We start from the raw sequence: 25503 nt of genomic DNA on the forward strand, positions 1-25503 counted from the left end.
TTTTAATTGTAAATTTATACGCTCTTGCTTTTGTTGATTGATTTAGCCGTATAGTCAGTTATATGGTGTCTAATTAGGAACTGATATGTAGTACATCTACTTTTTTAGGAATGCTAATAATTCCGTATTGAATTTTTCCAATTCTTCGAAAAACAGGCCGTGACCACTGTTTTCAAATTTTACGATGTAGGAGTTTTTAATTCCCTGATGAATTTGTTCTGCCAGAGCATATTCACAGATAAGGTCTTTAACGCCATGGAAAATAGCTGTTGGAATATTGATCTTTGAAAGTTCACCCCTTAAATCTGTATCTCTCAATGCGATTAAACTTTGTGTAGTGGCATAAGGAGATGCTTCGATATTAATACCTCCTAACCAATTCGCAATACCTGCTGGCAAAGCCGTTTCACTGGCTCCGAATATTTTACCGAAGTTTTCCAGAAGCTGCGGCCTGTTGACCTTGCTTAATGCGATCAGCTCATTCACGGCTTCTTCGGTAAAGCCATAATTGTAATCTTCGCGTTTGGTCCAGACTGGGGCCGCTGCGCCGAATAATGCGAGCTTACTTACCCTGGCGCTATTGTATGTTGCTACATAATGTATAGATATGGCACCTCCCATCGAGAATCCACCAAGTGTTGCATCTTTAATATCCAATTTGTCTAACACCACGTTGATGTCATGGGCATACACGTCATAATTATAAGTGCCATATGGTTTGTCAGACTTTCCGAAACCGCGTAGTGTAATTCCGATGACCCGGTAGCCTTTTTCCAATAAAAACTGATATTGGTATTCATACATTGCATCGCTCAATGGCCAGCCGTGAATCAAAACCACGGGTTTTCCCTCACCCAAATCCGTGACGTGCAATTTGACATTTTTTTCTACCGTGATGTACTCTTCTCTTCCAAAAGAGGCTTCATTACTTTGTGCAGCAGCATTGCCTGCGGCAAAAGATATCGCTAAAATCATGACTGTTTTTTTTATCGCTTTCATTTTATTGTTAATTTATAGCAAGGTTGCCTTTAATGAAATTTCTAGATTGTAAGCGTTACTTACAGGGCAGGTTTCTTCGGCAGATTGTGCTATTTTCTGAAATTCATCTTCTGAAATTCCGGCAATTTTTGCGGTCAAAACCAGGTCGGACTTTGTGATAACACCATTATCTAATGTGATCGTTGATGTAGTGGTCAGTTCTTCCGGATCGTAGCCTGCAGTGGTGAGGTCGGCACTCAATTTCATGGTGAAGCACCCGGCATGCGCCGCTGCCATGAGTTCTTCGGGGTTGGTATCTGTTCCGTTCTCAAAACGGGAGACAAATGTATAAGGCGTTTGTTTTAAAACTCCACTTTGAGAAGTCAGGTTTCCCTTGCCTTCTTTAATCGTGCCGTTCCACACGGCTGTTGCTTGTCTTTTCATATTTATAAATATTTATTCGTCTAATAAATTGGTACCGGATCCGCGCTTAGTACGCTAAAACATATCTTGTGTTGTTTTACTTTACAATAATTACTCTCAAAACGGTCAGACTATTCTTAATATGGTTGATATAGAAGATGAGTAAAAATTATGCTCGCCAAAGGTGTCCGGACTCCACACAGTTCGCTGGTATACATACCACTTGATGACTCTTCAATGTGCCTAATGTTTCAATACCACCGTTGTTCTCGTTTACGACAAAAGGATTCATATTGTTTTCATCAAAAAACTTATACGATTTCTTTGCATTTTTTCTGTAGTCTTAATTTTTGTACTGCAGTTAATATTTACAAGGGCTAATAATAATAGAACACTTATTTTCATGTTTTCCTGTTTATTATAGAATAGTTAACCAAATTACACCCTACCTTTTTGATTATTGATCTTGCCGTATTTCCCTGCATAAAAGTCGCGGTAAGCATCTGCTATTTCAGACCGGCTATTCATTACAAATGGGCCTTCAGCCACAATGGGTTCAGTATAGGGTTCTCCTCCAAATAGAATAACATCCGTAGCTTCCTGCGATTTATTTTCAATCATTATCTCACCAGCAAGTCTGTCAAATTCTATAAACTCTCCCACTTGAAATTCAACATCGTTAAGTATCGAGTTCGTGCTGGGTAAAAAGGCAGCAACCTCAACTTTTTCGGCAATTGAAATGGTAAAGCTTTTCCCTGCTTCAACTTGAATATGATATAAAAACTGCGCTGAATAATTTGGTATGTTGGAATTCAAATCTTCATAACTGCCAACGATTACTTTTATCCAACCACTATCATTTGGTAATGATTTTTGTGGCACTTCATCACTTTGAACCGCTAAATATTCCGGCTTTTCGGCTTTGTTTTTTGCGGGAAGATTAATCCAGAATTGAAAGGCATGCGTACGATTATTTTCTGTTCGAGAATCTACATTTAACGTTTCATCATGGAGAATCCCATTTCCAGCTTTCATCCATTGGATTCCCCCGGAATAGACTTTCGCATGATTCCCGGCACTATCGAAATGTTCACCCTCCCCTTCTATAATGTAACTTAAGGTAGCTATACCGCGATGGGGATGTGCACCAGTCCCGCTATCCATAGCAGACGAATGAGCTTTCGGAACGATATGGTCTAAAAATACAAATGGACCAACAGCATCCGTATATCTATTCGCTAATATTCGATAAATGGTTAAGTCGCCTATATCAGCTCGTTGTCCTTTTGTTGAAAAGCTGGTTTCCTTTTTCATCTGTTTATATTTTGTTTATTCATTTATCGCTTGCTTCTAAAGGCATTCATGCTGCCTTTGGCGGTTTTATACCATGGTTAAATAATCATTAAACACACAGAGGGATGATTATTTAATCATGGACGGTTCATTAGAATAAATTGTCTTTTTCGGCAATGAAGCCTGTATAAATGATGCTTTTCCTTTGGTTTATGGCTACTTATGCATGTTTCATTTCTTAGTTTTTAATCAAGGAATACATATAATGATTTGATTTTTCCATCTTCAAACACAGCGATATCCATCCCCGTGGCAACAAGCGATTCTATATTTGGACCCATCCCCCAGATTAGTCTACCCATATTATTATTGATAACAACTGGTTTAAGTTTGAAAAAAGTAAATGCTGCATGCATATTAGCCAAAATATTGTTCACACTTTCATTAATAGCCTCATGCCCTGTTGTTTGATGTCCTACATGGTACAGGTTACTGTCTGATGTATAGATTTTTTCTATTGCTTTTATCCTGTTAGAAGAATTATTTTCACTCCATACCTGAATTAAATTCTCTTCCATTAAAAGGGCTAAGTCACTATTCATAAGTATATTCTTTATATAACAGATACTTGATAGATAAACCAGAGACTGTCAAAATATGAGACAGCCTCTGGTTTAATACGATCTATTAGTATATCAGATATCCCGCTATTATTGTTGTGGAGGTGTAGTAGCAAGTAACTGCAACTCCCAGGCTAAAGCAACACCGCTTCCCCCACCATGTTCAAATAGGATAGGCCCCAGTTGAGATGCTGTTTCGGTACGGGCCCAATCGCGTTGCCATTCTGAAACCACAGCTAACCAATTGATTGGTACAACACCTACCTGAACCATACGGCGTACAGCCATATCATGAGCTTCAGCACTTACACTACCACATGCATCTGTAACCACAAATACATCATAACCTTCTCCCAAAGCTTGAATTGCAGGCATTGCAACACAAACTTCTGTCCATAGACCTGCTATAATTAATTGCTTACGACCACTTTCCTTTACTATTTCAGTAACTGCAGGATCCTCCCAAGTATTGATGAATGTCCTGTTAATAGGTTTTTGTTCTGGGAATACGTCTTGAATACCTTTAAGGATATAGCCTCCTCGTTCCTCGGTAACGGTAGTAAGAATAGTTGGAACATTAAATACTTTTGTAGCTTTAGCAAGCCCTACTGTATTATTAATAATCATTGTAGGTTCATGACTATGTAAATTGGCAACTTGAAAAGGTTGATGATCGATCAGTACAACAATACTGTCTTCTGGACGAAGTAGGCCTTCAAGACCGATTTTTGGAGATTTTTCCATTGTTTATAGTTTTGATTTGTTTAAACAAAACTATACCAAATGGTAAGAAAAAACGTAGACAAATGACGAAAAAGGATATCGACAAATGTCTACAAAATATAAAACAAAGTAGAGATATAGCTTTATTTTTTAAGTGCTTTTTTACGCACCCGACTTAGCGTGTCTTTTGTAATGCCAAGATAAGAAGCAATAATATGTTGAGGGAAACGATTGACAAGCCTTGGATAATCCCGGACGAAGCACTTATAGCGCTTTTCTGCGGTAAAACTGATCGAAGTGATTCTTTTTTGTGCGGCAATATTATTTCGTTCATCCAGTTTCAATAGGAATTCATTAAAAGCGGGACATTCCCTGCAAAGTTTTAATAAACTTTCTCTTGTAATAAGGAGTACCTCACAATCTTCCCACGCATCTATATGATAGATACTGGGCGTAAACATAACAAAACTCTCATGGTCACCCGCCCACCCATTTTCGGTATATAAATTAACGATACGCTCGAAACCTTTTTCATCTATATAATATTGGCGCATGGCACCTTTTACGATAAAGGCAAAATATTTACATATTTCTCCTTCCTGTAATAGATATTGTTTTTTTCGTATTTTTTTTTGAATGAAATGGCTTCTTAGAACCCTAAATTCTTCTTTGGAAATTAAAGTGGAAACATGCTTGATAATATAATGGAAGAGTGGATGCATTTGAACAAATTAGTGTATTTAAAGTTGTTTTTTCTGGTGATAAAGTCTTATCCCTACTAGCGGTCTTTGTTAAGAAAGACTAAGATCATTTACCCATCTTTCTTATAAAATTCAGGACGAAGTAAATTTAGATGAATGATTTTAGGAGACTTTGCCATTGGTTCTTGACTTAAATTTAAAACGCAAAAATGCATCAAATGGAAAGAAAAAAACGTAGCTAAATAGCGAAAAAAAAACATCGATAAATATCGACTAAATATAAATGAAGTAAAGGTATAGCTTACTTTTTAAGTGCTTTTTTACGCACCCGACTTAGTGTGTCTTTTGTAATGCCGAGATAAGAAGCAATGATATGTTGAGGAAACCGTTGTACAAAATATGGATGGCAGTCAACAAAGTCTGCATAGCGTTTTTCCGCAGTAAAGCTGATCGAAGAAGTTATTCTTTTTTGTGTAGCAATATTATTTCGTTCATCAAGTTTCAATAACAATTCATTAAAAGCAGGACATTCCTTACATAGTTTTAATGTATTTTCCCTTGAAATGAGGAGTACTTCACAATCTTCCCACGCATCTATATGGTACACACTGGGCGTAAACATAACAAAACTCTCACGGTCACCTGCCCACCAATTTTCGATATATAAATCAACGATGTGCTCAACACCTTTTTCATCTATATAATATTTACGCATGGCACCTTTTGCGATAAAGGCCATATGTTTACATATTTCTCCTTCTGCTAATAGATATTGCTTCTTTCTTATCCTTTTCTGGATAAAATGGCTCCTGAAAACCTTAAAATCTTCTTCGGACATTAAAGTTGAGGCGTATTTGTTAATATAATGGAATAATGAATCCATATGAACGAATTGAAATATTCAAAGTTAGTCTTTTTTTTGATTTTTCTCCTGCTGATGAAGTCTCACCTCTATTACTTATTTCCGTGAAGAAGTGTCAAGTTCATTTTCACTATCTTTCTTACAAAACAAATCCAGTAAATCTTCGTATGCTCTTAGGACAGAAGATAATCTTTGTGCAGGAAGCAAGTTTTTTATGAAAAAAGCATTTTCTTATATTATGGGAAGCGGGAACTTTTCGAACTAAAAATGTGAATTTTGACATATATTTATTAATCTTTTTTCAAAGATTAGACTACCGCCAAAGATCCTCCGTCAATTTGATAAATAGCACCTGAAATATAACTTGCTTCTGTCGATACGAGAAACCGCACCAAATCAGCGATTTCTTCCGGTTCGGCCGGCCTTCCGAGTGGAACATACCCCAGTTTATTCATTAATGATCGGGTAGCTTCTTCAACTGTGATGTTTGATGATTTTGACAAGGTGTCTATATATTGCTGCATTTGTGGTGTCTTAACTAAGCCTGGTGAAACCGTATTGACGCGTATTCCCTTACTTCCTAATTCAGATGCTAAAGCTTTACTGTATGCATTTAAGGCCGCTTTTGCCGCAGAATAGGCCATGGTTATTTCCCATATCGGTTGCATGGCGGGATTCATTGAAATATTAATTATGGCACCTTTTTTCTGTTTTATCATTAATGGAATTAATGTTTTATTGATGCGAACTGCAGACATTAAATTCAATTGTATCTCGTTGTTCCAATCTTCATCTGAAAGTGCACTATAGCCGCCACTGGGTGTCAAGTTGGCTCCGGCATTATTTACGATAATGTCCAGTTTGCCATATTTTTCGATGATTTCTTGTGCAATTATCTCTGCACTATCTACCTTTGAATGGTCTGCTGCTATGAAATGATGTCCTAACGAATTTTCCAAGGGTTCTGTTCGTGCTGTTATGACTAATGTTGCACCTTCATTACTTAACCTATCTGCAATAGCTTTTCCTATACCTCTAGTTCCACCCGTAATCAGGGCGATTTGTCCTTTCAATGAATTGTTCATGCGAATCTATTTAAGAATATGTCGTGCAAAGTTAAAATGTTTACTTTACTTTTGAAAGTAGTTACAAGTATGGTAAGTAATGACTTATAGTAAAGTTTAGCTGAAAATAAGAGACTTATGGAAGTAAAAAAAATCAAAGATTTTGAAGATCAATGTGTCCTTCAGGAAATTTTGAGAGTAATTGGAGGAAAATGGTCTATGTCCATTATCTATATGCTGTTTTCCGGAAAAAAACGCTTCAGCGACTTGGAACGCACCATACCTCACATCAATACAAGGATGTTGGTGAAAGAGCTAAAGAATTTGGTGAAAAATGGAGTTGTAGTAAGAGAAGTTTTTGCAACCGTTCCACCAACGGTTGAGTATAGTTTAACCGAAAAAGGTGAAAAATTGGAGTCTATTATCAATGATATCTATAATTGGGGAGTAGAGCATTTAGACTAAATGATGTGAAGCATTTGTAGGCTTACCAAATTTAGGACAGCATAAAATTCAGAAAAAAATAATTAATTAACCCGATTCAGCGAAGAATTTTAATTCTTTGCTGAATCGGGGTTTAAATTCCCTCGGTGATTTATTGCCCAATGAACTATGGGGATGGTTATTGTTGTAGTCCTCAGTCCATTCCCATACCTTTTCTCTCATCTGGTATATATCGTTGAAATAATAGGCGTCCAGTATATCCTCTCTGAAAAAACGGTTGAAACGCTCCACATATCCGTTCTGCATTGGTTTTCCGGGCTGCGTATATCTGATCTCTATGTGATGCCGCTGGCACCAGTTTATGAAAAGCTTCGAAAGAAATTCCGGCCCGTTATCGCACCTGATATATTTCGGTGTACCGATCTCATCCCTTAAGTTCTCCAGAGTTTCAATAACTGTACGTGCCGGAAAAGACAATCCAATATCGGAAGCCAGTGCCTCCCGGTTGCAGTCATCGATCACGTTGAATACCCGTATCCTTCTGCCATCGGTAAGCGAATCGCTCATGAAATCCATGCTCCAGCATTCATTTAGTTCCAGGGGAACCTCCAATGGGCATTTCTCCCTTCCGGGCAGGCGCTTTTTATGTTTTCTCCTCAATTTCAGTTTCATCTGGCGGTATACGCGCAGAACCCGTTTCCTGTTCCATTTCAAGCCCTCACGGCGGATCCTGTAATAATATTCATCGAAACCCCGGGTGGGGTATGCGACCGCAAGCTGGGAAAGTTTTCCGATCAACTCACTATCATCCCGCTTACTGCTGTAGTACCACATGGATCTGGTAAGTCCCGCAACTGCGCACGCACGCTTTATCCCGATTTTATATGAATTCATCAGATACATGGCGCACTGCCGTTTGCCGGAGGGCTTTAGAACTTTTTTGACAACAGGTCTTTCAGCATTTTATTGTCCAGACTCACATCCGCATACATCTGCTTTAAACGCTGGTTTTCCTGTTCAAGTTCCTTCAGGCGTTTCAGTTCCCCGCTCTCCATGCCTCCGTATTTTTTTCGCCAGTAATAAAACGTGCTCTTGTCTATGCCCAGTTCCCGGGATATATCCCCGACACTGCGGCCTCCTTCGTTCTCCTTTAATGCCTTGACGATCTGGCTCTCGCTGAATGTGTGTTTTCTCATGATAACAGTTAAGTTCTAAAATAACATTTTTTGGATAAATAACTGTCCTATTTCCGGGGAAGGCTACAAACGACGACCTCAGTTTCTTAAAACTTGTAGAAAAAGAAGGTGAAGATTATGGTTACGCCAAATTTACGGACACAATCGACACCCTAATTATTGGTCGAAAAACCTATGATTATGTGCTTAGAGAAATCGGTTCTTCTCATTACGATAACGGACAGAGAGATGTTTATGTCATAACAAGAAATCAAAGACCAAAGGTAGGTAGAACAACTTTTTACACGGGAAATCTGGCCGATTTGGTTGAAAGACTGAAATCTGAAAACGGAAAAAACATTTATTGTGACGGTGGAGCTGAAGTAATAAATGAATTATTAAAGCACGAATTAATAGACGAGTTTATAATTTCGGTTATACCGGTTTTATTAGGTAATGGAACAAGACTTTTTAAGGACGGCAGGTCTGAACAAACGCTTGAACTCATAACTGCAAAAACATATGATACCGGGTTGACACAATTACATTACAAAAAAAAATGAGCCATTAACAATATCCATCATGGTAATATATCTTCATAACAAAATAGAGACTGGAAAATTTCAGTCCGTGATATTCGCCTGCGCCAATAATATTTCGAACAGACATACTGCTGGCTACTTTCGTTTATTTACTATTGTAACATTCTGATTTATCTAGTGCTATTTTATACGATTTAGCAGCATTAACCACTTTTTCGTAAAAAAATAATATTTGGGTGTAGCACAAACCATAACTCATTCGTGTAATAAATGTAATGCGTATTACTTTAATTTATTAATCATTAAAAACGAATTATTATGGAAACTACAAAAAGAAAGCAGCCTTTCTTCGCTAAATTTCTAGAAGGGCAAAAAACTGAAAAAGATGCTAAAAACCAGAAAGGTACGCAACAAGGATCATCTAACTTCTTTGAAGAAGGATGGGACGTAACTTTAAAATTCCCTTCTGACAGTGACGAAGGCTTATAAGTCTTTTAGCTGAAAGTTTTAGTATATAGCAAGAGGTTGGTTCCCAGCCTCTTGTTTCATAAATACCAATATGATTCTATGCATTACACATTCAAATGATTTCTATACGATTGACATTGTACAGCGGCACTTAGAAAAATTGGGATACCAGTCATTCCGTCTCAATTCCGATAAATTTGCGATAGATTATCAGATCAATTACACTTTGCAGAAGGATGGAGAAGACTATTGCTTGTCAGACACGGAGCAGAGTATACATGCTTCTCAAATTGAGGCGGTTTGGTATCGTAAACTATGGGATTTAATTGTGCCAAATGAGCTGGATCAAACTTATAGGTCTGTTTTTAGACAAGAATACCAAACCGCTCAACAATTGTTTATTAATAGTATTGAGCGGATTCCCTGGATAAATAATATGCAGATTGATCATGCGGTTGGTGGTGATAAACTAATGCAACTTAAAGCCGCGAGAGCAGCTGGACTTTATATTCCGCAAACGCTTTTTAGCAATGATCCAGCCATGATTAAGCACTTTTATAAAATATGTGATACTAATGTTGTGGCGAAATTACATGGATCACTTTCAAAAAGTATGGATGGCAACACCCCATTTTTTCCTACGACAAAATTAGCTGCGTCCGATTTAGAGAATCTCGAAGCAATGGCATATAGCCCAATGATTTTTCAAAAACACATAGTAAAAGCATATGAATTGAGAATTGTATATGTTGATGGCGTTTTCTTCACAGGAAAAATCCCTGCTGATGGTGATAAGATAGATTGGCGTATTGTAACGGGTAAGCCCATTCTCTGGGAACAGTATAAGCTACCGGAATTTTTAGGGCTTCGACTTACAGAAATGATGAATAAGTTAGGCTTACATTTTGGAGCTATAGATATGATAAGAAAACCCAACGGACAATATGTCTTTCTTGAGGTGAACCCTCAAGGAGAATGGGGAATGTTGCAAAAACACTTAGGCTACCCTATCGGAGAAACAATTGCTGAAAAATTGGTAGCACGTATTAAAATAAACAAATGAGTAAAAACAAAGTACTAATAATCACGCATACTGCCGATAATACATCTGTAGACACCGTTGTAAAATATATTCATGATTTAGGAGGAGATGTTATACGCTTCGATGTTGATCGTTATCCACTTCGTACCGAACTGTCATCCCTCTTTCTGGACAATAAGTGGAAAGTTGTGCTAGCTGACGGTAAGACGTATCACGATTTGGAAAATATAGATAGTGTATGGTATCGAAGAAGTCACTATATCGGCAAAGGCCTTAATGAATCGATGGATCAAGCTTATCTATCGGCAGCGATGGGCGAAATCAAGCGAAGCTTTTACGGAATGATTGAGGGGCTAGATTGTTTTCAGATGGAAAAGTACAGTACATATCGACGCTTAGATAGTAAAGAAGAGCAACTTAAAATAGCGGTAAAGTGCGGGATGCAAATCCCTCCAACTTGTATAACCAACTCGCCGGAAGAACTAAAGACATTCATAGAACAAGTAAAAGGGCCGGTAGTAACCAAGATGCAAAGTTCGTTTTCCTTATACAAAAAGGATAAAGAGCAGGTTGTGTTTACCAATGAAGTTCTCTCAGAACATTTAGATGAGCTAGATAGCCTGAGTTATTGTCCTATGACCTTCCAAAAGAAAATTGAAAAAAAGCTAGAGCTGCGTGTTACGATTGTTGGAGATCAACTGTTTGCTTTCAGTATTGATTCTCAAAATAAAGAGCGTGCAAGAATTGACTGGCGGAAAGAGGGAGTAATTTTAGTCGACCATTGGAAACCGTTTAACTTACCTGCCCATATAAGGAAGCAATTACTGCAGTACATGGATACTTACAGGCTAAATTATGGAGCAATTGACCTCATTCTAACGCCTGAGGATGATTATTACTTTTTAGAGTTAAATCCCGCCGGAGAATATTTTTGGCTTGATAAGTTATGTGATCATGCTATTTCAAAACAAATAGCAAGTGTGCTTATGAATAATACGTATAGAAGGGAGTAAATAGGCTATAAAGCCCTGTACGTACCTAGCAAAAGATTGTCCGGTTTTTACAATTTAACCTCGTATAGGTGTTGGATATTTGTAGCATAAACATATATATATTCTCGTATTGTAGTAACCTAAGCGTAAGAATATGATGTAGCACTCACTGATGTTATGAAAAAGTAGCTCAATAAATAACACATTAATGCCATATACATGAAAACTGTCAATAGTTTAAGCGGGGCCAAAAACATAGGCAAAACAATTGCAAGGAAACTAAACGAAATAGGCGTTTATACCCTAACGGATTTAAGAAAAATGACCTCTGTGAGTGCTTACCGGCAGATCTGCAAAAGATATCCGAATGAGACAATTCCAGTATGTTACTATTTATATTCCTTGCAGGGCGCAATACTTAATATCGACTGGAGAAATTTGCCGGAAAATATCAAGCAAACGCTGAAAGATGAAATTATTTGATAGCGTTACTTGCAGCCTAATGAAGATCCTACAAAAAATAATCCATTTATATCAATAAAATGACATCAAGTAAGCCAACAAATTGATTTATAGTCTAAAGTAAAAAAAGCAGTTTTTTTTATCTGTAAAATTTGGTAGATATTATCAAAAAATATACCTTTGCAGCCGTTAACAGTTCAGAAAATAAAATATAATTCTGAATAAAATAAGTTAACGTTATATTAATTTCAGCTTCCTTTTTAAATTAAGAGAGTTGTTATTGAAGGATTCCGTAGCTCAGCTGGTAGAGCAATACACTTTTAATGTATGGGTCCTGGGTTCGAATCCCAGCGGGATCACAAAAAGCCTCACAGAAACGTGGGGCTTTTGTTGTTTATAGCTGGGATGCAGAACTGGAAAATGCAATTATAAAAAAGGCGGTAGCCTTCTTCTGAGTAATTTCTACTGCTCCTGCGCCTATTGGTATATTACTGAATACACTAACACGCAATAATTCTGCTTTCTTACCGTCAGTCATCGCGCTAATATACAAGCGATCGCATCATTTCAAATATAATTTTAGAGATACTCATTTAAATACATATATTTAAGGTATGGATATTTTCAACGGCGAGAGCATTGTCAGTTTTTTTGACAGGTTCAAAGATGATCATGATTGTTTAGTCTATTTAGCAGAAGGCAAGGCATCATTTGGCTATTCGTGCGTTAAAAACGGGCATACGAAATATACTGTTCGAAATTTGACAACCTTATTTCAAGAATGGTAAAACATAAAAACCTGTCCTATAGTAATATCATAATAAGTAACTAAGTGAATAGCTCTATATAATTTTTTATGAATACACCTGTTCCAGAATATCTCGCAAACCTACTCTATAATTGTAAAGCCAACGGTGGTGGACAACTCGCGGATTACATACCTGAGCTAGCTTCAGCTGACCCGAATAAACTTGCAGTTGCATTAACTACTTTAGACGGTTTGGTGTATAGCGCTGGTGATGACGAATATGAATTTAGCATACAGTCAATCTCCAAAGCTTTTACCTATGCTTATGTAATTGAAGAGCTTGGGCTAGACACGGTACTGAAGAAAGTCGGAGTCGAACCATCTGGCGAAGCTTTTAACGAAATTTCGCTGGATCAATCAGAAGATCGGCCAAAGCCAAAAAATCCAATGATTAATTCAGGTGCAATTACCACACATTCACTTATTGCCAACGCCGATAACACCTGTAGAGCTGAAATAATACGAAAATTTTTCAGTGAATTAGCAGGACGAGAATTATCATTTGATATGTCTATTTTTCAATCCGAGATGAATACAGCGTATCGAAATTTGTCGATCGGTTATTCTTTACGTAATGTCAGTATTCTGGAGAGCGATCCCACTGAAATCATTGAAAGCTATATCAAACAGTGTTCTATCAATGTTACTGTGAAAGATTTGGTCAATATGATCAGTGTATTGGTAAATGATGGTATTCTGCCCCGAACAGGTGAGCGAATTCTTAGCCATAAAACAGTCCGTCAAGTATTAACTGTAATGACCACGTGCGGCATGTACGATGCAGCAGGAGATTGGCTCGCCAACGTCGGCATTCCTGCCAAAAGTGGGGTAGCCGGGGGAATTATCGGCGTATTACCCGGTCAGGTTGGCCTGGCAGTATTTTCGCCTAAGCTTGACGGTCACGGCAACAGTGTACGTGGTATCGACATAATGCAACAATTGTCCAACGATATGGGTTTACACCTGTTGGAAGGTGTTCCATCATCAAGAGTCATTGTACACGATCAGTCCGTTGTTCGGACGAAACCAGAGGTTAAAGTGTATAAATTACAAGGTGTTCTGCAATTCACCGAAGCTGAGCGACTGCTACGTATTTTGCAAGATGAAGACAAGAGTGATAATATTATCGTATTTGATCTAAGTCATATTTCCTTGGTGAATGATGTAGGTCGTCGTATGTTTCTCGATGGCATTGACCGGCTGAGAGCTGATGGGCATGATGTTGCATTGATAGACCCCGATCTCGTATTGCGTGATGCGAAAACACCGCGAAAATTTGTGCCGAAAATTTATCAAGATATCCAGGAAGTCCTAAATTAATCGTATCCAATACTGCATTTTTATCTTTCCTACTTTGGTAGGAATTTGAGGCTGTTTAGGTTGATTATCCTTTTCTGCATTCAAATCATGCTGGCAGGGGCGTTCTTTCAATTGCTTCAATCGCCTCAAATCTTCCAATAAGCGGCGTGTGTCACATACCAGCAAATTCACAAAAGGAGCTGTCTAAAAAGCCCTATTAATAGAAGATCCCCGATACTGAAAAAGTGTCGGGGATTTTTATTTTTTGTCCTAAAAAACAGTTATTTTTAGGTGCACCCAAACAATATGGCAAACATACTATTCAAAGCATTACCGTCCAACAGTCCGAGCCTGTTTCCGGAAGATATTTTTGCAAAGATCCCAGAGAACCACCCGGTACGTCTGGTAAATGCAGTGGTTGACAGACTGAACATCGACCACATCATAGGACAGTACAAAGGTGGCGGCACGAGCAGTTTCCATCCGCGTATGATGATCAAAGTGCTGTTCTATGCCTATCTGGGCAACATCTATTCGTGCCGCAGGATAGAAAAGGCCTTACAGGAGAATATCTATTTCATGTGGCTTTCGGGCCACAGTGCACCGGATTACCGAACGATCAACCACTTCCGTGGCAAAAGACTTAAAGGGCATATCCATTCCCTTTTTGCCGATGTTGTCCGTTTGCTTGCCGAACTGGGCTATGTAAGCCTAAAGGTCCAGTGGAATTGCAACTTAAAATAGGAGACTTTTTTATGCTGCCATTTTCTCTTTTTCCAATAGCATCTCTTCGATCTGCTTAGGGGTTTTATATCCCAGGGCAGAATGTGTTCTTTTGGTATTATAAAAACCTTCAATATATCCAAAGATCTCCAATTTAGCCGATTGCTGATCGATGAATTTTCTATGGTAGATCATTTCAGCCTTTAGTGTCTTGAAAAAGCTCTCAGCTACTGCATTGTCCCAGCAATTGGCCTTCCTACTCATGCTTTGAAGTATCTTGTTTTTTACAATTACCCTCCTGAATTCATCGCAGGCATATTGGATCCCTCTATCCGAATGGAAGATAAGACCATCTTTGATACCTCGGTTTCTAATAGCCATTTTGATGGCTTGTACAGAAGTGTTTTTAGTCGTCATATCGGTGCTTAAAGACCATCCAATGACTTTTCTGTCCGCCAGATCGATAACCGTTGTTAGATAAAGCCACCCTTTGCCGGTATGGATGTAAGTAATGTCGCTAACCCATTTTTGCGATAGGGAATCCGCTGAAAAATCTCTTTGGAGGAGATTTTCAGCTATCCTATAACTATGGCTCGAATCTGTGGTCACCCTATATTTTTTCTTAACCTTACTTCGTATCCCATGTTTCTTCATCAATCTTGCTACGTAGCTTCTTGATACCATTTCACCTTTTTTGTGCAGCTCTGCGGTTATCCGTGGGCTGCCATAGATATACTTACTGTCACTGTGTACCTGCTGTATTTTATCCACAAGTGCTTTACTGCGTTGTTCCCTGGGGGATTCGGGCCAAACCAGCCAACGGTAAAAACAACTGCTGCTAACGTTCAATACTTCGCACATCTTCTCTACGGAATATACTTCTCGGTTCTCCTTTATGAACCGGTATATGGACCGTCTCCCCTGGAGAAGATGGCTATGGCCTTTTTTAAGATATCGCGTTCTAATTCTGTATCTCTTAATTTCTTGCGTAAAATCCTTAACTCCTGCTCCTCCGGACTGATCTTGGGATTGTCAGGTAAAACCTTATTCCCATTATAACGTGGATTTCTACGCCATTTACTCAGTAAACTGGGGTCTATGTCTAATTCCTTAGCTACATCGGCTACAGATCCCTTAACAACGCTCAAATCGACCGCCATTATCTTAAACGAATCATCAAATTTTCTATGCATTTCTACAAATTTAAAATTACTGTCTAAATCTGTCTCGCTTTAAAGGTAGCAACTCCACCAGTACATAGACGGTACAAAGATTGAATCGGCGGCAGGCCGTTACACTTTTGTATGGAAAGGTTCGGTGGAAAAGAACAAAGCAAAACTGGAAAATAAAATACAGTCGGTCCTCTCGGACATTGAATCACAGATAAAACAGGACCAATCGGAACTGGGCAGGGATGAAACACCCAAACCTATTAAGAGCAATGAGCTCAGGGACAGACTTTCTTTACTGAACGAAAAGCTCAAAGCAACAGCAAAACCTACCCAAAAACAGCTTAAAAAGCTGCGGGAAGAACATCTTCCAAGGCTGGAAAAGTACGAAAAGCAATTGGCTACACTGGGGGAAAGGAACAGTTACAGCAAAACCGATGAAGATGCCACCTTCATGCGGCTGAAAGATGACCACATGCAGAACGGGCAGCTCAAACCGGCCTACAACACGCAGATCAGTACGGAAGAACAGTTCATCACCCACTACAGTATCCACCAGACAAGCACCGATACCACCACATTGGAAGACCATCTTGATAGCTTCGAAGATCAATATAACAGGCAGAGCGATGTGGTGGTGGCCGATGCCGGTTACGGAAGTGAAGAGAACTATGAAATGCTGGAATCAAAGAACATAGAAGGTTACGTGAAATATAATTACTTCCACAAAGAGCAGAAACGCAACCAGAGGAACAATCCTTTTCTATTACAGAACCTGTATTATCATAAAGAGCAGGACTTCTATGTGTGCCCGATGGGACAGAAGATGGAGTTTGCCGGTAAGGGAATACGCAAAAGCACCAATGGATATAGTTCCCGGGTGAGCTATTACAGGGCCGAACGCTGTGAAGGCTGCCCGCTTCGGGGGCAGTGCCATAAAGCGCAGGGAAACAGGATCATCGAAGTCAACCACCGGTTGAACGAACTGAAGACCAGGGCACGCGAACGTCTAACATCGGAAACAGGAAAGTACCACCGGAGTAAACGCCCCATAGAAGTGGAGGCGGTCTTCGGACAGATGAAAAGCAACAACAGATTCAACAGGTTAACCATGAGGGGGCTTGAAAAGGTCGATATTGAGTTCGCCCTGATGTGTATAGGGCATAACCTGAGAAAATGGTCGAAAAAGCTCCTGAAAACAACTTCGTCAGGCCCAAACAACGAACCTAAATACAATAATCCCCTTATTTATGACCCCAAATGGATAAACTACTGCTATCAACCATTGGTCGCAGAGTAACATCCTAAAACCGATAGACTCTACAGGTAGATACAAAACGAAAGAAGGCGCCCTTTTTAGACGCCTTCTTTATTGTTTATGAGAACAGAAGGGGTTTCCCTGTTGGATTTGAACCATCCTTAAAACCGCTATAGAGCTACATTTCATTTGTTAATTGATGACTCGGTATACTGAAACCGTTTGATCTGTCATTTTTATTGAAATTTAGTTACGTCTTAATTAATTTGTCTCAGCCATTAGCTTGGATTTTGTTGTTATAGCTATAAGAAATGGCAAGAATACCCAACACCACCAATGGCAACAGCATAAACCCGATGTTTTGATCTACATATGCATGGCTGATGAATGCATAGATTAAACTAAAGGTGAGCCCTGCATAGGCCCATTCCTTTAACTTGCCTGGTATTGTTGGAATAGATATCGCTAATACGCCGAGTACTTTGCAGATGATAAGCGTATAGGCAAAGTAATCGGGATAACCCAAAGGTTTTGTACCGACGGTCGCTTGCTGCGGTGCAAGCAGCAGGGTACCAAGTGGCATGACACCTTCCCAAAGGATGATGATGGTAGTTGCCACCCAAAAGATTATTTTATTCTTCTTCATCTTAATAACGATTAATGGTTTATAAATTAGTTGATTCAACATAATTAACAAAGTTGTTCAAGATAGCTTGCCATCCCTGTTTCTGAAATTCAGGGTCATTTTCTGTTTCAGCATCAAATGTCGTTACTATGTTGGTTTTTCCATTTTTTATGGTAAACAAGGTAGTAGCCTTTCTCCCATCAAGCATGGTGTAGGTAATTTCCTTATGAAGTTCTACCTTATCATAAATGCCTTCGAAGTCAAAACCGAAGCTGCCATCTTTTGCTTCCATTCTATTCTTAAACTTACCTCCTACACGCAGGTCGTTTTCGCTGCTTGGGGTATGCCAACTTGGGTCAGGAGTATTCCATTGCATAATGTCACTTGGTGTATTCCAAGCATTCCAAACTTTTGCTACGGGAGCATTTACTGTTGCTTCTACCGTAATTCTTGTTACTTGTGCCATTATTAGTTAATTTTTGTTCATTAAATTTTACAATTCAAAATTACAATGGAATATAAAACCGTGGCTGTTATGAAAACGACAACTTTAGGGGTGAATTATGACAAAACTATTTTTTATCTTGCGGTTTAACACATTCGTTGTTATGCAGATTTCTGTCTTTGTACCAGAGTATGGGGTAATTGAAGCCGTTACACCGCCATTCAGAACCTTTCATACCGCCAATGAGTTTTTAACCACATTTGGCAAAAAGCCCATGTTCAAAGTTGAATATGTGGGCTTAAATGAATATGTACCTGCTAACAATGGCGAATACATGATAAAAACCGATAGGTTACTCAAGGATGTGACCGAAACGGACCTACTGATTATACCACCTGCATTTGGCGATACCGCCAAAGGGGTTCAGGCCAATGCAGAAGCGATACCTTACTTTAAAAAGCTGCACGAGAAAGGTTCAAGTATTGCCAGTTTGTGCATCGGCGCTTTTCTTTTAGCCGAAACGGGTTTACTCAATGGTAAGAAATGCTCGACACATTGGGCTCATATCAACGAATTTAGGGAAAGATACCCCGATGTAGAAGTGGAAGATGGGGCTATAATCACCGAACACGATAATATTTACAGCAGTGGTGGGGCAAGCAGTTTATGGAATTTAATATTATACCTGGTTGAAAAGTTTGCGGATAGAGAAACAGCAATCATGATTTCAAAATATTTTGCATTAGATATCGGGAGAGATAGTCAATCTCAATTCGCGATATTCAAAGGTCAACGGAATCATGGTGACAATGATATTCAAGAAGTACAGGATTACATTGAAAAGCATTATCACAATAAAATATCCATAGCAACTTTAGCGAATTTAATTCATATAGGCCGTAGAACTTTTGAACGGAAATTTAAAGAGGCTACCAACAATACACCCATAGAATATATACAACGGGTAAGAATAGAAGCCGCAAAAAAATTCTTTGAAGCATCAAGAAAGAATATAACTGAAATCATGTTCGATGTGGGTTATACGGACACGAAAGCATTTAGGGATATCTTTAAAAAGATTACAGGGCTTACGCCAATAGAGTACAGGAATAAGTTTGCAAGGGTGGCAAATGAGGTGTGATCGTTACCGCCTGAGAAAATAGGCTTTATAAACCAGGTCGATTAACGTTGTCCGTATCTAAATTATGTTGATTGGGGCTGTCTTTCAATTGGTTCAATCGCCTCAAGCCTTCCAATAAAGAGTTCGAACTTGCTCTTGGCATTTTTCCTCGTCTCACAGATCATGTACTTTTTTATCAGTACAATTTTACCCATGCTTTATCACATCTCTTTTAGTTCGTTGATCACCGCTGTGATGGAAGATTTAGCATCTCCAAAGAGCATCAGGCAATTGGGGTATCCAAAGAGTTCATTTTCAATACCCGCATATCCTGCATTCATACTCCGCTTGCAGACAATTACCGTTTGTGCATTTTCTACATTCAATACCGGCATGCCAAAAATAGGGCTTTCTGAATTAGTTTTTGCAGCAGGGTTTACCACATCATTCGCTCCGATGATCAGTGCAATGTCCGTGGTAGCAAACTCATCATTTATATGATCCATTTCAATGAGTTTGTCATAGGGGATATTAGCTTCGGCCAATAAGACATTCATGTGGCCGGGCATGCGACCGGCTACTGGATGGATGGCAAACTTCACCGAAATATTTCTTTTTTCAAGTAGTTCTGAGAGTTCACGAACTGCATGCTGGGCCTGTGCCACAGCCATGCCGTATCCCGGTACAATGATAACTGAGGAAACCGAATCAAAAAGCATAGCGCTTTCTTCTACACCGACTTCTTTCACCACGATGTCTTCTCCCCCATTATCTCCCGATCCAGTTGTTTGTCCAAAACCTCCAAGCACTACATTAACTAGTGAGCGGTTCATCGCTTTACACATGATTTGCGTGAGGATAAGCCCCGCTGTACCAACTATAGCACCAGTAATAATGAGTGCCTTATTATTCAAGACAAATCCGGTAGCCGCTGCTGCAATACCCGTATATGAATTGAGTAGGGCAATCACTACTGGCATATCTGCACCTCCGATAGGGATGACTGCGAGCACACCTAAAACTAATGCAGTGGTCAAGATACTGATGACCCATATTTGGGCTGATGGATTAATAATTAGCAATATCGAAAAGACAATCGCTGCAATTAACAGCATCAAATTGATATAATGCTGGCCAGAAAAAACGATGGCCTTGCCGCTCATGATCCCCTTCAACTTGCTAAATGCCACCATGGATCCGGTAAATGTGACAGCGCCGATAAGGATACTAAGTGTAATGCTAATACCGATAACCGTATTGATTCCGATACCTGTTTCCTGTGTCATTCGCCAATATTCGGATGTGGACACAAGTGCAGAAGCAAGACCTCCAAAGCCGTTGAGCAATGCGATCATTTCGGGCATTGAGGTCATTTCTACTTTTCGGGCGGCATATACGCCAATGGCGGAAGCAACCAGTATAGTGACAAATATTTCTGAAAAACGCAATATTTGGGTATCTAGTAAGGTGGCCAATATCGCAATAAGCATGGCTGTAGCAGATAGCGTATTTCCTCTTCTGGCTGTAGGTGTTTTACCAAGCATTTTGATACCTACGATAAAAAGGACCGCAGCTATTAAGTATGCAGTCCGTATGAGTAGCGTGTTGTCCATTTCTCTCCTAATTACGTCCTTGAAAGGGTAAGTTTACTTTTTTTCTGCTGCATTTAACATCTTGGTTTTTACTTTTTCTTTTTAAACATTTGCAACATGCGATCGGTAACCACATACCCACTCACTACATTAAGTGTGGCGAGGAATAATGCCGTAAGACCTAATATTTTACTTGTCGGCCAACCCAAAGATCCGGAAGACAGTAAAGCACCTACGATGGTGATACCAGCTATGGCGTTTGTTGCAGACAATAAAGGCGTATGCAGTGTAGGTGGTACTTTTGAGATCAATTCAAAACCGATAAACCCGGCCAGAACTAAGATGTATAACAAGATCAAGAGGGTGTCTGCTGTCATGATTTTTTTTCTAATATTTCTTTAGTAAATTGATGAATTAACTTTCCTTCGTGAGTGATCAACGAACCTTTGGTAATGTCTTCTTCCAATTCCAATTTGAAACCTTCTTTATCGGCCAAGTGCAATAATAGGGTGCTGATATTGCGAGCATACAGTCCGCTGGCATTTACTGGAAGCAGAGCAGGCAGATTTGTTTCTCCGATAATGCTTACACCGTACTTTACGACTGTTTTTCCGGCTTCACTAAGCGCGCAGTTGCCACCAGACTCCACGGCCATATCAACGATGACTGAACCTGGTTTCATGGTTTGTATCATTTTTTCGGTAACCAGCACAGGTGCTTTTTTTCCTATCACCAATGCAGTTGTAATAATCAAGTCGGCGTCAGCGACATGCATGGCAACTAAATCTTGTTGCTTCTGGAGATATTCGGCAGAAACTTCACGTGCGTAACCACCCGCAATTTGAACTCCTTCACCTTCTACTTGCAAGAAACGTCCACCCAAAGATTCTACCTGTTCCTTTGTTTCGGGGCGTACATCCGTCACTTCTACGACTGCTCCGAGCCGTTTGGCGGTAGCGATGGCCTGCAGCCCGGCAACTCCAGCTCCGAAGATAAGCACTTTAGCAGGGGTGATAGTACCAGCGGCCGTCATCATCAGCGGAAATATTTTGCCCAGGGCATTTGCCCCTAGAATCACTGCTTTATAGCCCGCTAGATTGGCCTGCGAACTCAGCGCATCCATTTTCTGTGCCCTGGATATCCGTGGCACAGCATCGATCGCAAAGGCAGAAATACGTTTTTTGTTCAGAAGTGCTACTAAATCGGGGATCGTGTAAGCGTATAGTAAGGATATCGTAGTGCTCCCATAGGGCAATAATTCCAACTCTGCTGGAGTAGGAGCATTTACCTTTAATAGGACTTGTGTTTGCTGCAATAAAATGGATTTATCTGAAATAATTTCTGCTCCGGCCTTTTGATAGAGTTCATCACTGAATCCTGATAATAACCCGGCACCACTTTCAATAAAACACGAAAAACCTGCTTTAATTAGTGGTTTGATAGCTTCTGGCGTAATCGCCACCCGACTTTCAGGTACTTTGGTTTCTTTGACTACGGCTAGTTTCAAATTCGATAAATTTAAGTTATAACTGTTAGTTATGACGTCATCGGCAATTTGACGTTTCTTATGAAGAACTAAAATGTTATTTTCTTTTCAAAGAACAAAGGATTTCATTCATTTATAATGAAAATTACCTAAAAAATTTACATTAATGGGGTTGTTTTAGAATTAACCGTAGATTACTTATTTTTATTTTAATATTAGACAAAGCGAACAATACCAATAACGGGATGACCGTTTTATGTTAAAAATTGCTTATAAAAATGGTAATACGTGTTATATTATTAGGCGTGATTTTATTCGGTGCGTGCTCACAAGCGGGTAAAGAAAAGCAAATAACATACGAGGATCACTTCATAGAAAGTACCGACAGTGTGAGGTTATTTGTTAGAGAATTTAAGTTGGATGATAAAACACCAATCAGTCCTTATCCACTACTGCTCGTACACGGTGGAGGACCTGGAGCAATAGCATCTTTTGACTTGGACATCCCTCATGGTTCTCTCGCAAGAGACTTGGCCGCACAGGGTATTAAAGTATACATAATGGATATTAGGGGGTGGGAACTATCCACTTATCCTGATTATGACAAGCATGATTCGACTATAGTTACCGGTAATTACGAAGAAGCTTTCGATGATATCGACGCAGTAGTTGAGTTTATCAGGGAAAAAGAACAGATAGATAAAGTCTCTCTTTTTGGCTGGGCAACCGGTGGACATTGGGGAGGTTATTATGCCACTAGAAATTCCGAAAAGGTAAGTCATTTTATTTCGTTAAACTCCTTATACAGTGTGAATGCTCCATGGCCATTGAGAGCCGCTTTTGGGAAAGAAGAGGATACCAGTCAATTCAATAAAAGCGATCATTTTCGGACATCGGATAAAGTTGGTCTCGTCAGACAGTGGAATGCGACTATACCCATTGAAGTAAAAAATGATTGGAGAGATTCTTTGGTAATGGAGGCTTACCGAAATACAGCTACTAGCTTCCATCCCGATTCTAATATTTTATACGTTCCCGGAGGTTATCAAGAAGAAAGTTTTTATATGTCCTTAGGAAAAAAATACTGGGATGCAGCAGATATTACCTGTCCGACTTTAATCATCAGAAGTGATCTCGACTTCTGGTCTCGACCATCAGACTTGGTTGCCATTGAAAAAGCATTGGTAAATACGGAACGAAAACGAATTGTTGAAATACCGGGCACTCATTATGTTTTCCTGGATAGACCAGAAAAGGGAAGAACACAATTAATTAGTGAAATTAAAAACTTCATCGATAACCGGTAATGTGTATACTTCGTCATCATTCGTGAATTACTTTATATACCTTTAGTAAACCCCACTTTATACTTATGACCCTTTTGAAAACCATATATGCTTTATTAACGCACAAACAGTCTTCACAAAGGAATCTCTATGGCAATGAGCCACAAAAAACAGGTTTATTTGTCTTCCTTCTTGAAAACAGACTCCCCTCCAATGAACGTTTGCAGTACATCAACGTCTCTTAAGTCCTCTAAAGGAATTTTCATGATGTCGTTGTTTAACATCACAAAATCGGCCAGTTTCCCCTCTTCAATACTACCACGCGAATCATTCTGAAAACACGCGTAGGCAGCCCAGATAGTCATCCCTTTCAATGCTTCTTCTCTACTTAATGCATGCTCTATTTGAAAGCCACCACTCGGCATACCCTGTTCATCAACCCTCGCAACCGCTGCATGGAAACCATACAATGGATTAATATCTTCCACCGGAAAATCACTGCCAATGGCTACACTGCCAGCTACCTCTAATAGTTGCTTATAGGCATAAGCATTTTTTAGCCGCTCTTTTCCAATACGATCGATGGCCCAGTTCATATCAGAAGTGGCATGTGTTGGTTGTATAGATGGAATAATACCTCTAGCAAATTTTTCGAAATCGCGGGCTGAAAGAATCTGAGCATGCTCGACACGCCATCGCCTATCCTGCTGGCTATCTAAATATTTATTAAACAAATCGAGTACCAATCTATTGGTAGAATCTCCGATGGCATGGATATTTAACTGGAAATCACTTTTGGCAACCTTCGAGATCACGGTCTCCAATTCCTGCGGCGAAGTCAACAGAAAACCCTGACTAGCATGATCTGCGTAAGGTTCCAGTAAACAAGCACCTCTCGAACCTAATGCCCCATCTCCTACTATCTTAAAAGAACGAACGTCGAGATGTTCACTGGTATATATCCCTTTAGCCAGCACTTCTTCAAGCGAAGAAGGATTCAACATGATCATCGCATACTCCCGTATATTCAATTTCCCTTCATTATATAATTTATGAAGTAAAGCGATTTCTTCTTCTCCCAGACCTGCGTCCGCCAGTGTTGTTAAGCCTACTGCTAAACAGGCCTTTTCTGCTGCTAGAAGTCTACTGCTCATTTCTTCGGTACTTGGGTGAGGAATTTTTTCCTGTACCAAGCGCATAGCGTTATCAATCAGCATACCAGTAAGCTGACCGTTTCGCTGTTCGATAAGCCCACCAGAAGGTTGTCTACCCACTGTAACTCCTGCCAGTTCAAGAGCTTTTTTATTTGCTAATGCGGCATGTCCATCAACTCTTCTTAAGTATACCGGTACATCCGGAAAAGCCTTGCTTAACGCCTCATGGGTAGGAAATTTTTTACCGGTCCATCTGTTTTGGTCCCAACCTCCCCCTGTTATCCAAAGATCATTAGGGTGTTTCTCTCGAAATGCCTGTACCCGCGCTACGAGCTCTTCTTCTGAGGAAGTACCCACTAGATCAACCTGGTGCAACCGTTGGGCAAATCCGAAGAAATGGCAATGTGCATCATAAAAGCCCGGATATATGGTTCTTCCATCTGCATCTACCTGTTGGCCACTTTCATAATTATTCATGATCTCTTCGTTACTGCCTATCGTTAAAAATTTCCCGTCTTTAATGGCCATAGCTTCCTGAACGCTAAAGGCCGAATCGACAGTATAAATCACTGCATTATGTATGATGAGGTCAGCAACTTTTTTTTGCTTACATGCTACAAACAATACTGCTAGTAATATTAGCGCTAAAACAAAGGGATAATTTCTCATTGGAATAAAATTTATCTGTAGAGGATTTTTGTATAAAAATAAAAAATCCCATGGATATTATGCCATGGGATTAACATGAT

The 25503-nt window shown here is 39.5% G+C and carries 28 protein-coding genes, 1 tRNA gene and 2 pseudogenes; 13 read left to right on the top strand and 18 right to left on the bottom strand.

Annotated features, from left to right (window positions below; genetic code table 11):
- Nucleotides 1–96: 96 nt before the first annotated feature.
- The 8 genes from H8S90_RS18985 to H8S90_RS19020 all read right to left on the bottom strand — a co-directional run bounded on the left by H8S90_RS18985 (nt 97) and on the right by H8S90_RS19020 (nt 6685).
- A complete protein-coding gene (locus tag H8S90_RS18985) occupies nt 97–999 on the bottom strand; it encodes an alpha/beta fold hydrolase (RefSeq protein ID WP_187339395.1) in 903 nt (300 codons plus the stop codon).
- A gap of 12 nt (nt 1000–1011) precedes the next feature.
- Nucleotides 1012–1422, bottom strand: coding sequence for an OsmC family protein (locus H8S90_RS18990; protein ID WP_187339396.1), 411 nt, complete (start codon nt 1420–1422; stop codon nt 1012–1014).
- Between the two features lie 417 nt (nt 1423–1839).
- Nucleotides 1840–2715: a pirin family protein gene (locus tag H8S90_RS18995; RefSeq protein ID WP_187339397.1), complete on the bottom strand. Its 876-nt coding sequence runs from the start codon at nt 2713–2715 to the stop codon at nt 1840–1842.
- A gap of 224 nt (nt 2716–2939) precedes the next feature.
- Nucleotides 2940–3296, bottom strand: coding sequence for a nuclear transport factor 2 family protein (locus tag H8S90_RS19000; RefSeq protein WP_187339398.1), 357 nt, complete (start codon nt 3294–3296; stop codon nt 2940–2942).
- Between the two features lie 108 nt (nt 3297–3404).
- Entirely contained in the window at nt 3405–4058 is a 654-nt protein-coding gene (locus H8S90_RS19005; RefSeq protein ID WP_187339399.1) for a hydrolase, read from the bottom strand.
- A gap of 122 nt (nt 4059–4180) precedes the next feature.
- Nucleotides 4181–4759, bottom strand: coding sequence for a Crp/Fnr family transcriptional regulator (locus H8S90_RS19010; protein WP_187339400.1), 579 nt, complete (start codon nt 4757–4759; stop codon nt 4181–4183).
- A gap of 280 nt (nt 4760–5039) precedes the next feature.
- Nucleotides 5040–5621, bottom strand: a complete 582-nt coding sequence (locus tag H8S90_RS19015; protein ID WP_187339401.1) for a Crp/Fnr family transcriptional regulator — start codon at nt 5619–5621, stop codon at nt 5040–5042.
- Between the two features lie 287 nt (nt 5622–5908).
- Nucleotides 5909–6685, bottom strand: a complete 777-nt coding sequence (locus H8S90_RS19020) for an SDR family oxidoreductase (protein ID WP_187339402.1) — start codon at nt 6683–6685, stop codon at nt 5909–5911.
- 117 nt (nt 6686–6802) lie between these two features.
- Here H8S90_RS19020 and H8S90_RS19025 point away from each other — a divergent pair, with 117 nt between their 5' ends.
- Nucleotides 6803–7129, top strand: coding sequence for a helix-turn-helix domain-containing protein (locus tag H8S90_RS19025; RefSeq protein WP_187339403.1), 327 nt, complete (start codon nt 6803–6805; stop codon nt 7127–7129).
- Nucleotides 7130–7195: 66 nt separating this feature from the next.
- Here H8S90_RS19025 and H8S90_RS19030 read toward each other — a convergent pair whose 3' ends face one another.
- Together H8S90_RS19030 and H8S90_RS25980 are read right to left on the bottom strand one after the other, a co-directional pair.
- Nucleotides 7196–8011 carry an IS3 family transposase gene (locus H8S90_RS19030; protein WP_222852336.1) on the bottom strand — a complete coding sequence of 272 codons (816 nt, stop codon included), beginning with the start codon at nt 8009–8011 and terminating at the stop codon, nt 7196–7198.
- Between the two features lie 26 nt (nt 8012–8037).
- On the bottom strand, nt 8038–8304 hold the full coding sequence (locus H8S90_RS25980; RefSeq protein WP_222852088.1) for a transposase: 267 nt from the start codon (nt 8302–8304) through the stop codon (nt 8038–8040).
- A gap of 182 nt (nt 8305–8486) precedes the next feature.
- On the opposite strand from H8S90_RS25980, the gene H8S90_RS19035 reads away from it, so the two are divergent.
- The 9 genes and pseudogenes from H8S90_RS19035 to H8S90_RS19075 all read left to right on the top strand — a co-directional run.
- Complete coding sequence (locus tag H8S90_RS19035) at nt 8487–8846, top strand: dihydrofolate reductase family protein (protein ID WP_255501659.1); 360 nt, start codon at nt 8487–8489, stop codon at nt 8844–8846.
- Nucleotides 8847–9143: 297 nt separating this feature from the next.
- Nucleotides 9144–9314, top strand: a complete 171-nt coding sequence (locus H8S90_RS19040) for a microviridin/marinostatin family tricyclic proteinase inhibitor (protein ID WP_187339404.1) — start codon at nt 9144–9146, stop codon at nt 9312–9314.
- A gap of 70 nt (nt 9315–9384) precedes the next feature.
- The gene (locus H8S90_RS19045; protein ID WP_187339405.1) at nt 9385–10356 is read left to right on the top strand and encodes an MvdC/MvdD family ATP grasp protein; all 972 of its coding nucleotides are present in this window, start codon (nt 9385–9387) and stop codon (nt 10354–10356) included.
- The gene (locus tag H8S90_RS19050) at nt 10353–11348 is read left to right on the top strand and encodes an MvdC/MvdD family ATP grasp protein (RefSeq protein WP_187339406.1); all 996 of its coding nucleotides are present in this window, start codon (nt 10353–10355) and stop codon (nt 11346–11348) included. The genes H8S90_RS19045 and H8S90_RS19050 overlap by 4 nt, the downstream gene beginning before the upstream one ends.
- Nucleotides 11349–11546: 198 nt before the next feature.
- The gene (locus H8S90_RS19055) at nt 11547–11810 is read left to right on the top strand and encodes a TfoX/Sxy family DNA transformation protein (protein ID WP_187339407.1); all 264 of its coding nucleotides are present in this window, start codon (nt 11547–11549) and stop codon (nt 11808–11810) included.
- A gap of 265 nt (nt 11811–12075) precedes the next feature.
- A tRNA-Lys gene (locus H8S90_RS19060) sits at nt 12076–12148 on the top strand.
- 255 nt (nt 12149–12403) lie between these two features.
- Nucleotides 12404–12547 (top strand): annotated as a pseudogene (locus H8S90_RS19065) (IS1595 family transposase); the annotation flags it as partial.
- A 98-nt stretch (nt 12548–12645) separates the two neighbouring features.
- Nucleotides 12646–13917 carry a glutaminase gene (locus H8S90_RS19070; protein ID WP_187339408.1) on the top strand — a complete coding sequence of 424 codons (1272 nt, stop codon included), beginning with the start codon at nt 12646–12648 and terminating at the stop codon, nt 13915–13917.
- A gap of 285 nt (nt 13918–14202) precedes the next feature.
- Nucleotides 14203–14622 (top strand): annotated as a pseudogene (locus tag H8S90_RS19075) (transposase); the annotation flags it as partial.
- A gap of 27 nt (nt 14623–14649) precedes the next feature.
- On the opposite strand, the gene H8S90_RS19080 reads toward H8S90_RS19075, so the two are convergent.
- Together H8S90_RS19080 and H8S90_RS19085 are read right to left on the bottom strand one after the other, a co-directional pair.
- Nucleotides 14650–15600: an IS3 family transposase gene (locus H8S90_RS19080; protein ID WP_187342851.1), complete on the bottom strand. Its 951-nt coding sequence runs from the start codon at nt 15598–15600 to the stop codon at nt 14650–14652.
- The gene (locus H8S90_RS19085) at nt 15513–15812 is read right to left on the bottom strand and encodes a transposase (protein WP_187339052.1); all 300 of its coding nucleotides are present in this window, start codon (nt 15810–15812) and stop codon (nt 15513–15515) included. Before H8S90_RS19085 ends, H8S90_RS19080 begins: the two co-directional genes overlap by 88 nt.
- 64 nt (nt 15813–15876) lie before the next feature.
- Between H8S90_RS19085 and H8S90_RS19090 the strand changes: the two genes are divergently transcribed.
- Nucleotides 15877–17088 (top strand): IS1182 family transposase, encoded by a 1212-nt coding sequence (locus tag H8S90_RS19090; protein WP_187343107.1) that lies wholly within the window; start codon nt 15877–15879, stop codon nt 17086–17088.
- 229 nt (nt 17089–17317) lie between these two features.
- Here the strand turns inward: H8S90_RS19090 and H8S90_RS19095 are convergent, their stop codons facing one another.
- Nucleotides 17318–17692, bottom strand: a complete 375-nt coding sequence (locus H8S90_RS19095) for a DoxX family protein (protein WP_187339410.1) — start codon at nt 17690–17692, stop codon at nt 17318–17320.
- Between the two features lie 19 nt (nt 17693–17711).
- Nucleotides 17712–18137 (bottom strand): SRPBCC family protein, encoded by a 426-nt coding sequence (locus tag H8S90_RS19100; protein WP_187339411.1) that lies wholly within the window; start codon nt 18135–18137, stop codon nt 17712–17714.
- A 142-nt stretch (nt 18138–18279) separates the two neighbouring features.
- Between H8S90_RS19100 and H8S90_RS19105 the strand changes: the two genes are divergently transcribed.
- Nucleotides 18280–19257: a GlxA family transcriptional regulator gene (locus H8S90_RS19105; RefSeq protein WP_187343108.1), complete on the top strand. Its 978-nt coding sequence runs from the start codon at nt 18280–18282 to the stop codon at nt 19255–19257.
- A gap of 200 nt (nt 19258–19457) precedes the next feature.
- Here the strand turns inward: H8S90_RS19105 and H8S90_RS19110 are convergent, their stop codons facing one another.
- The 3 genes from H8S90_RS19110 to H8S90_RS19120 all read right to left on the bottom strand — a co-directional run bounded on the left by H8S90_RS19110 (nt 19458) and on the right by H8S90_RS19120 (nt 22335).
- Nucleotides 19458–20849, bottom strand: a complete 1392-nt coding sequence (locus H8S90_RS19110) for an NAD(P)(+) transhydrogenase (Re/Si-specific) subunit beta (RefSeq protein ID WP_187339412.1) — start codon at nt 20847–20849, stop codon at nt 19458–19460.
- A gap of 68 nt (nt 20850–20917) precedes the next feature.
- Complete coding sequence (locus tag H8S90_RS19115) at nt 20918–21205, bottom strand: NAD(P) transhydrogenase subunit alpha (protein ID WP_187339413.1); 288 nt, start codon at nt 21203–21205, stop codon at nt 20918–20920.
- Nucleotides 21202–22335 (bottom strand): Re/Si-specific NAD(P)(+) transhydrogenase subunit alpha, encoded by a 1134-nt coding sequence (locus tag H8S90_RS19120; protein WP_187339414.1) that lies wholly within the window; start codon nt 22333–22335, stop codon nt 21202–21204. The genes H8S90_RS19115 and H8S90_RS19120 overlap by 4 nt, the downstream gene beginning before the upstream one ends.
- A gap of 257 nt (nt 22336–22592) precedes the next feature.
- Between H8S90_RS19120 and H8S90_RS19125 the strand changes: the two genes are divergently transcribed.
- Nucleotides 22593–23621: an alpha/beta hydrolase gene (locus H8S90_RS19125; protein WP_187339415.1), complete on the top strand. Its 1029-nt coding sequence runs from the start codon at nt 22593–22595 to the stop codon at nt 23619–23621.
- A gap of 155 nt (nt 23622–23776) precedes the next feature.
- On the opposite strand, the gene H8S90_RS19130 is transcribed toward H8S90_RS19125, so the two are convergent.
- On the bottom strand, nt 23777–25423 hold the full coding sequence (locus H8S90_RS19130; RefSeq protein WP_187339416.1) for an amidohydrolase: 1647 nt from the start codon (nt 25421–25423) through the stop codon (nt 23777–23779).
- Nucleotides 25424–25503 lie beyond the last annotated feature (80 nt).

The organism is Olivibacter sp. SDN3, assembly GCF_014334135.1.
In the GTDB taxonomy this organism is placed as follows: domain Bacteria; phylum Bacteroidota; class Bacteroidia; order Sphingobacteriales; family Sphingobacteriaceae; genus Olivibacter.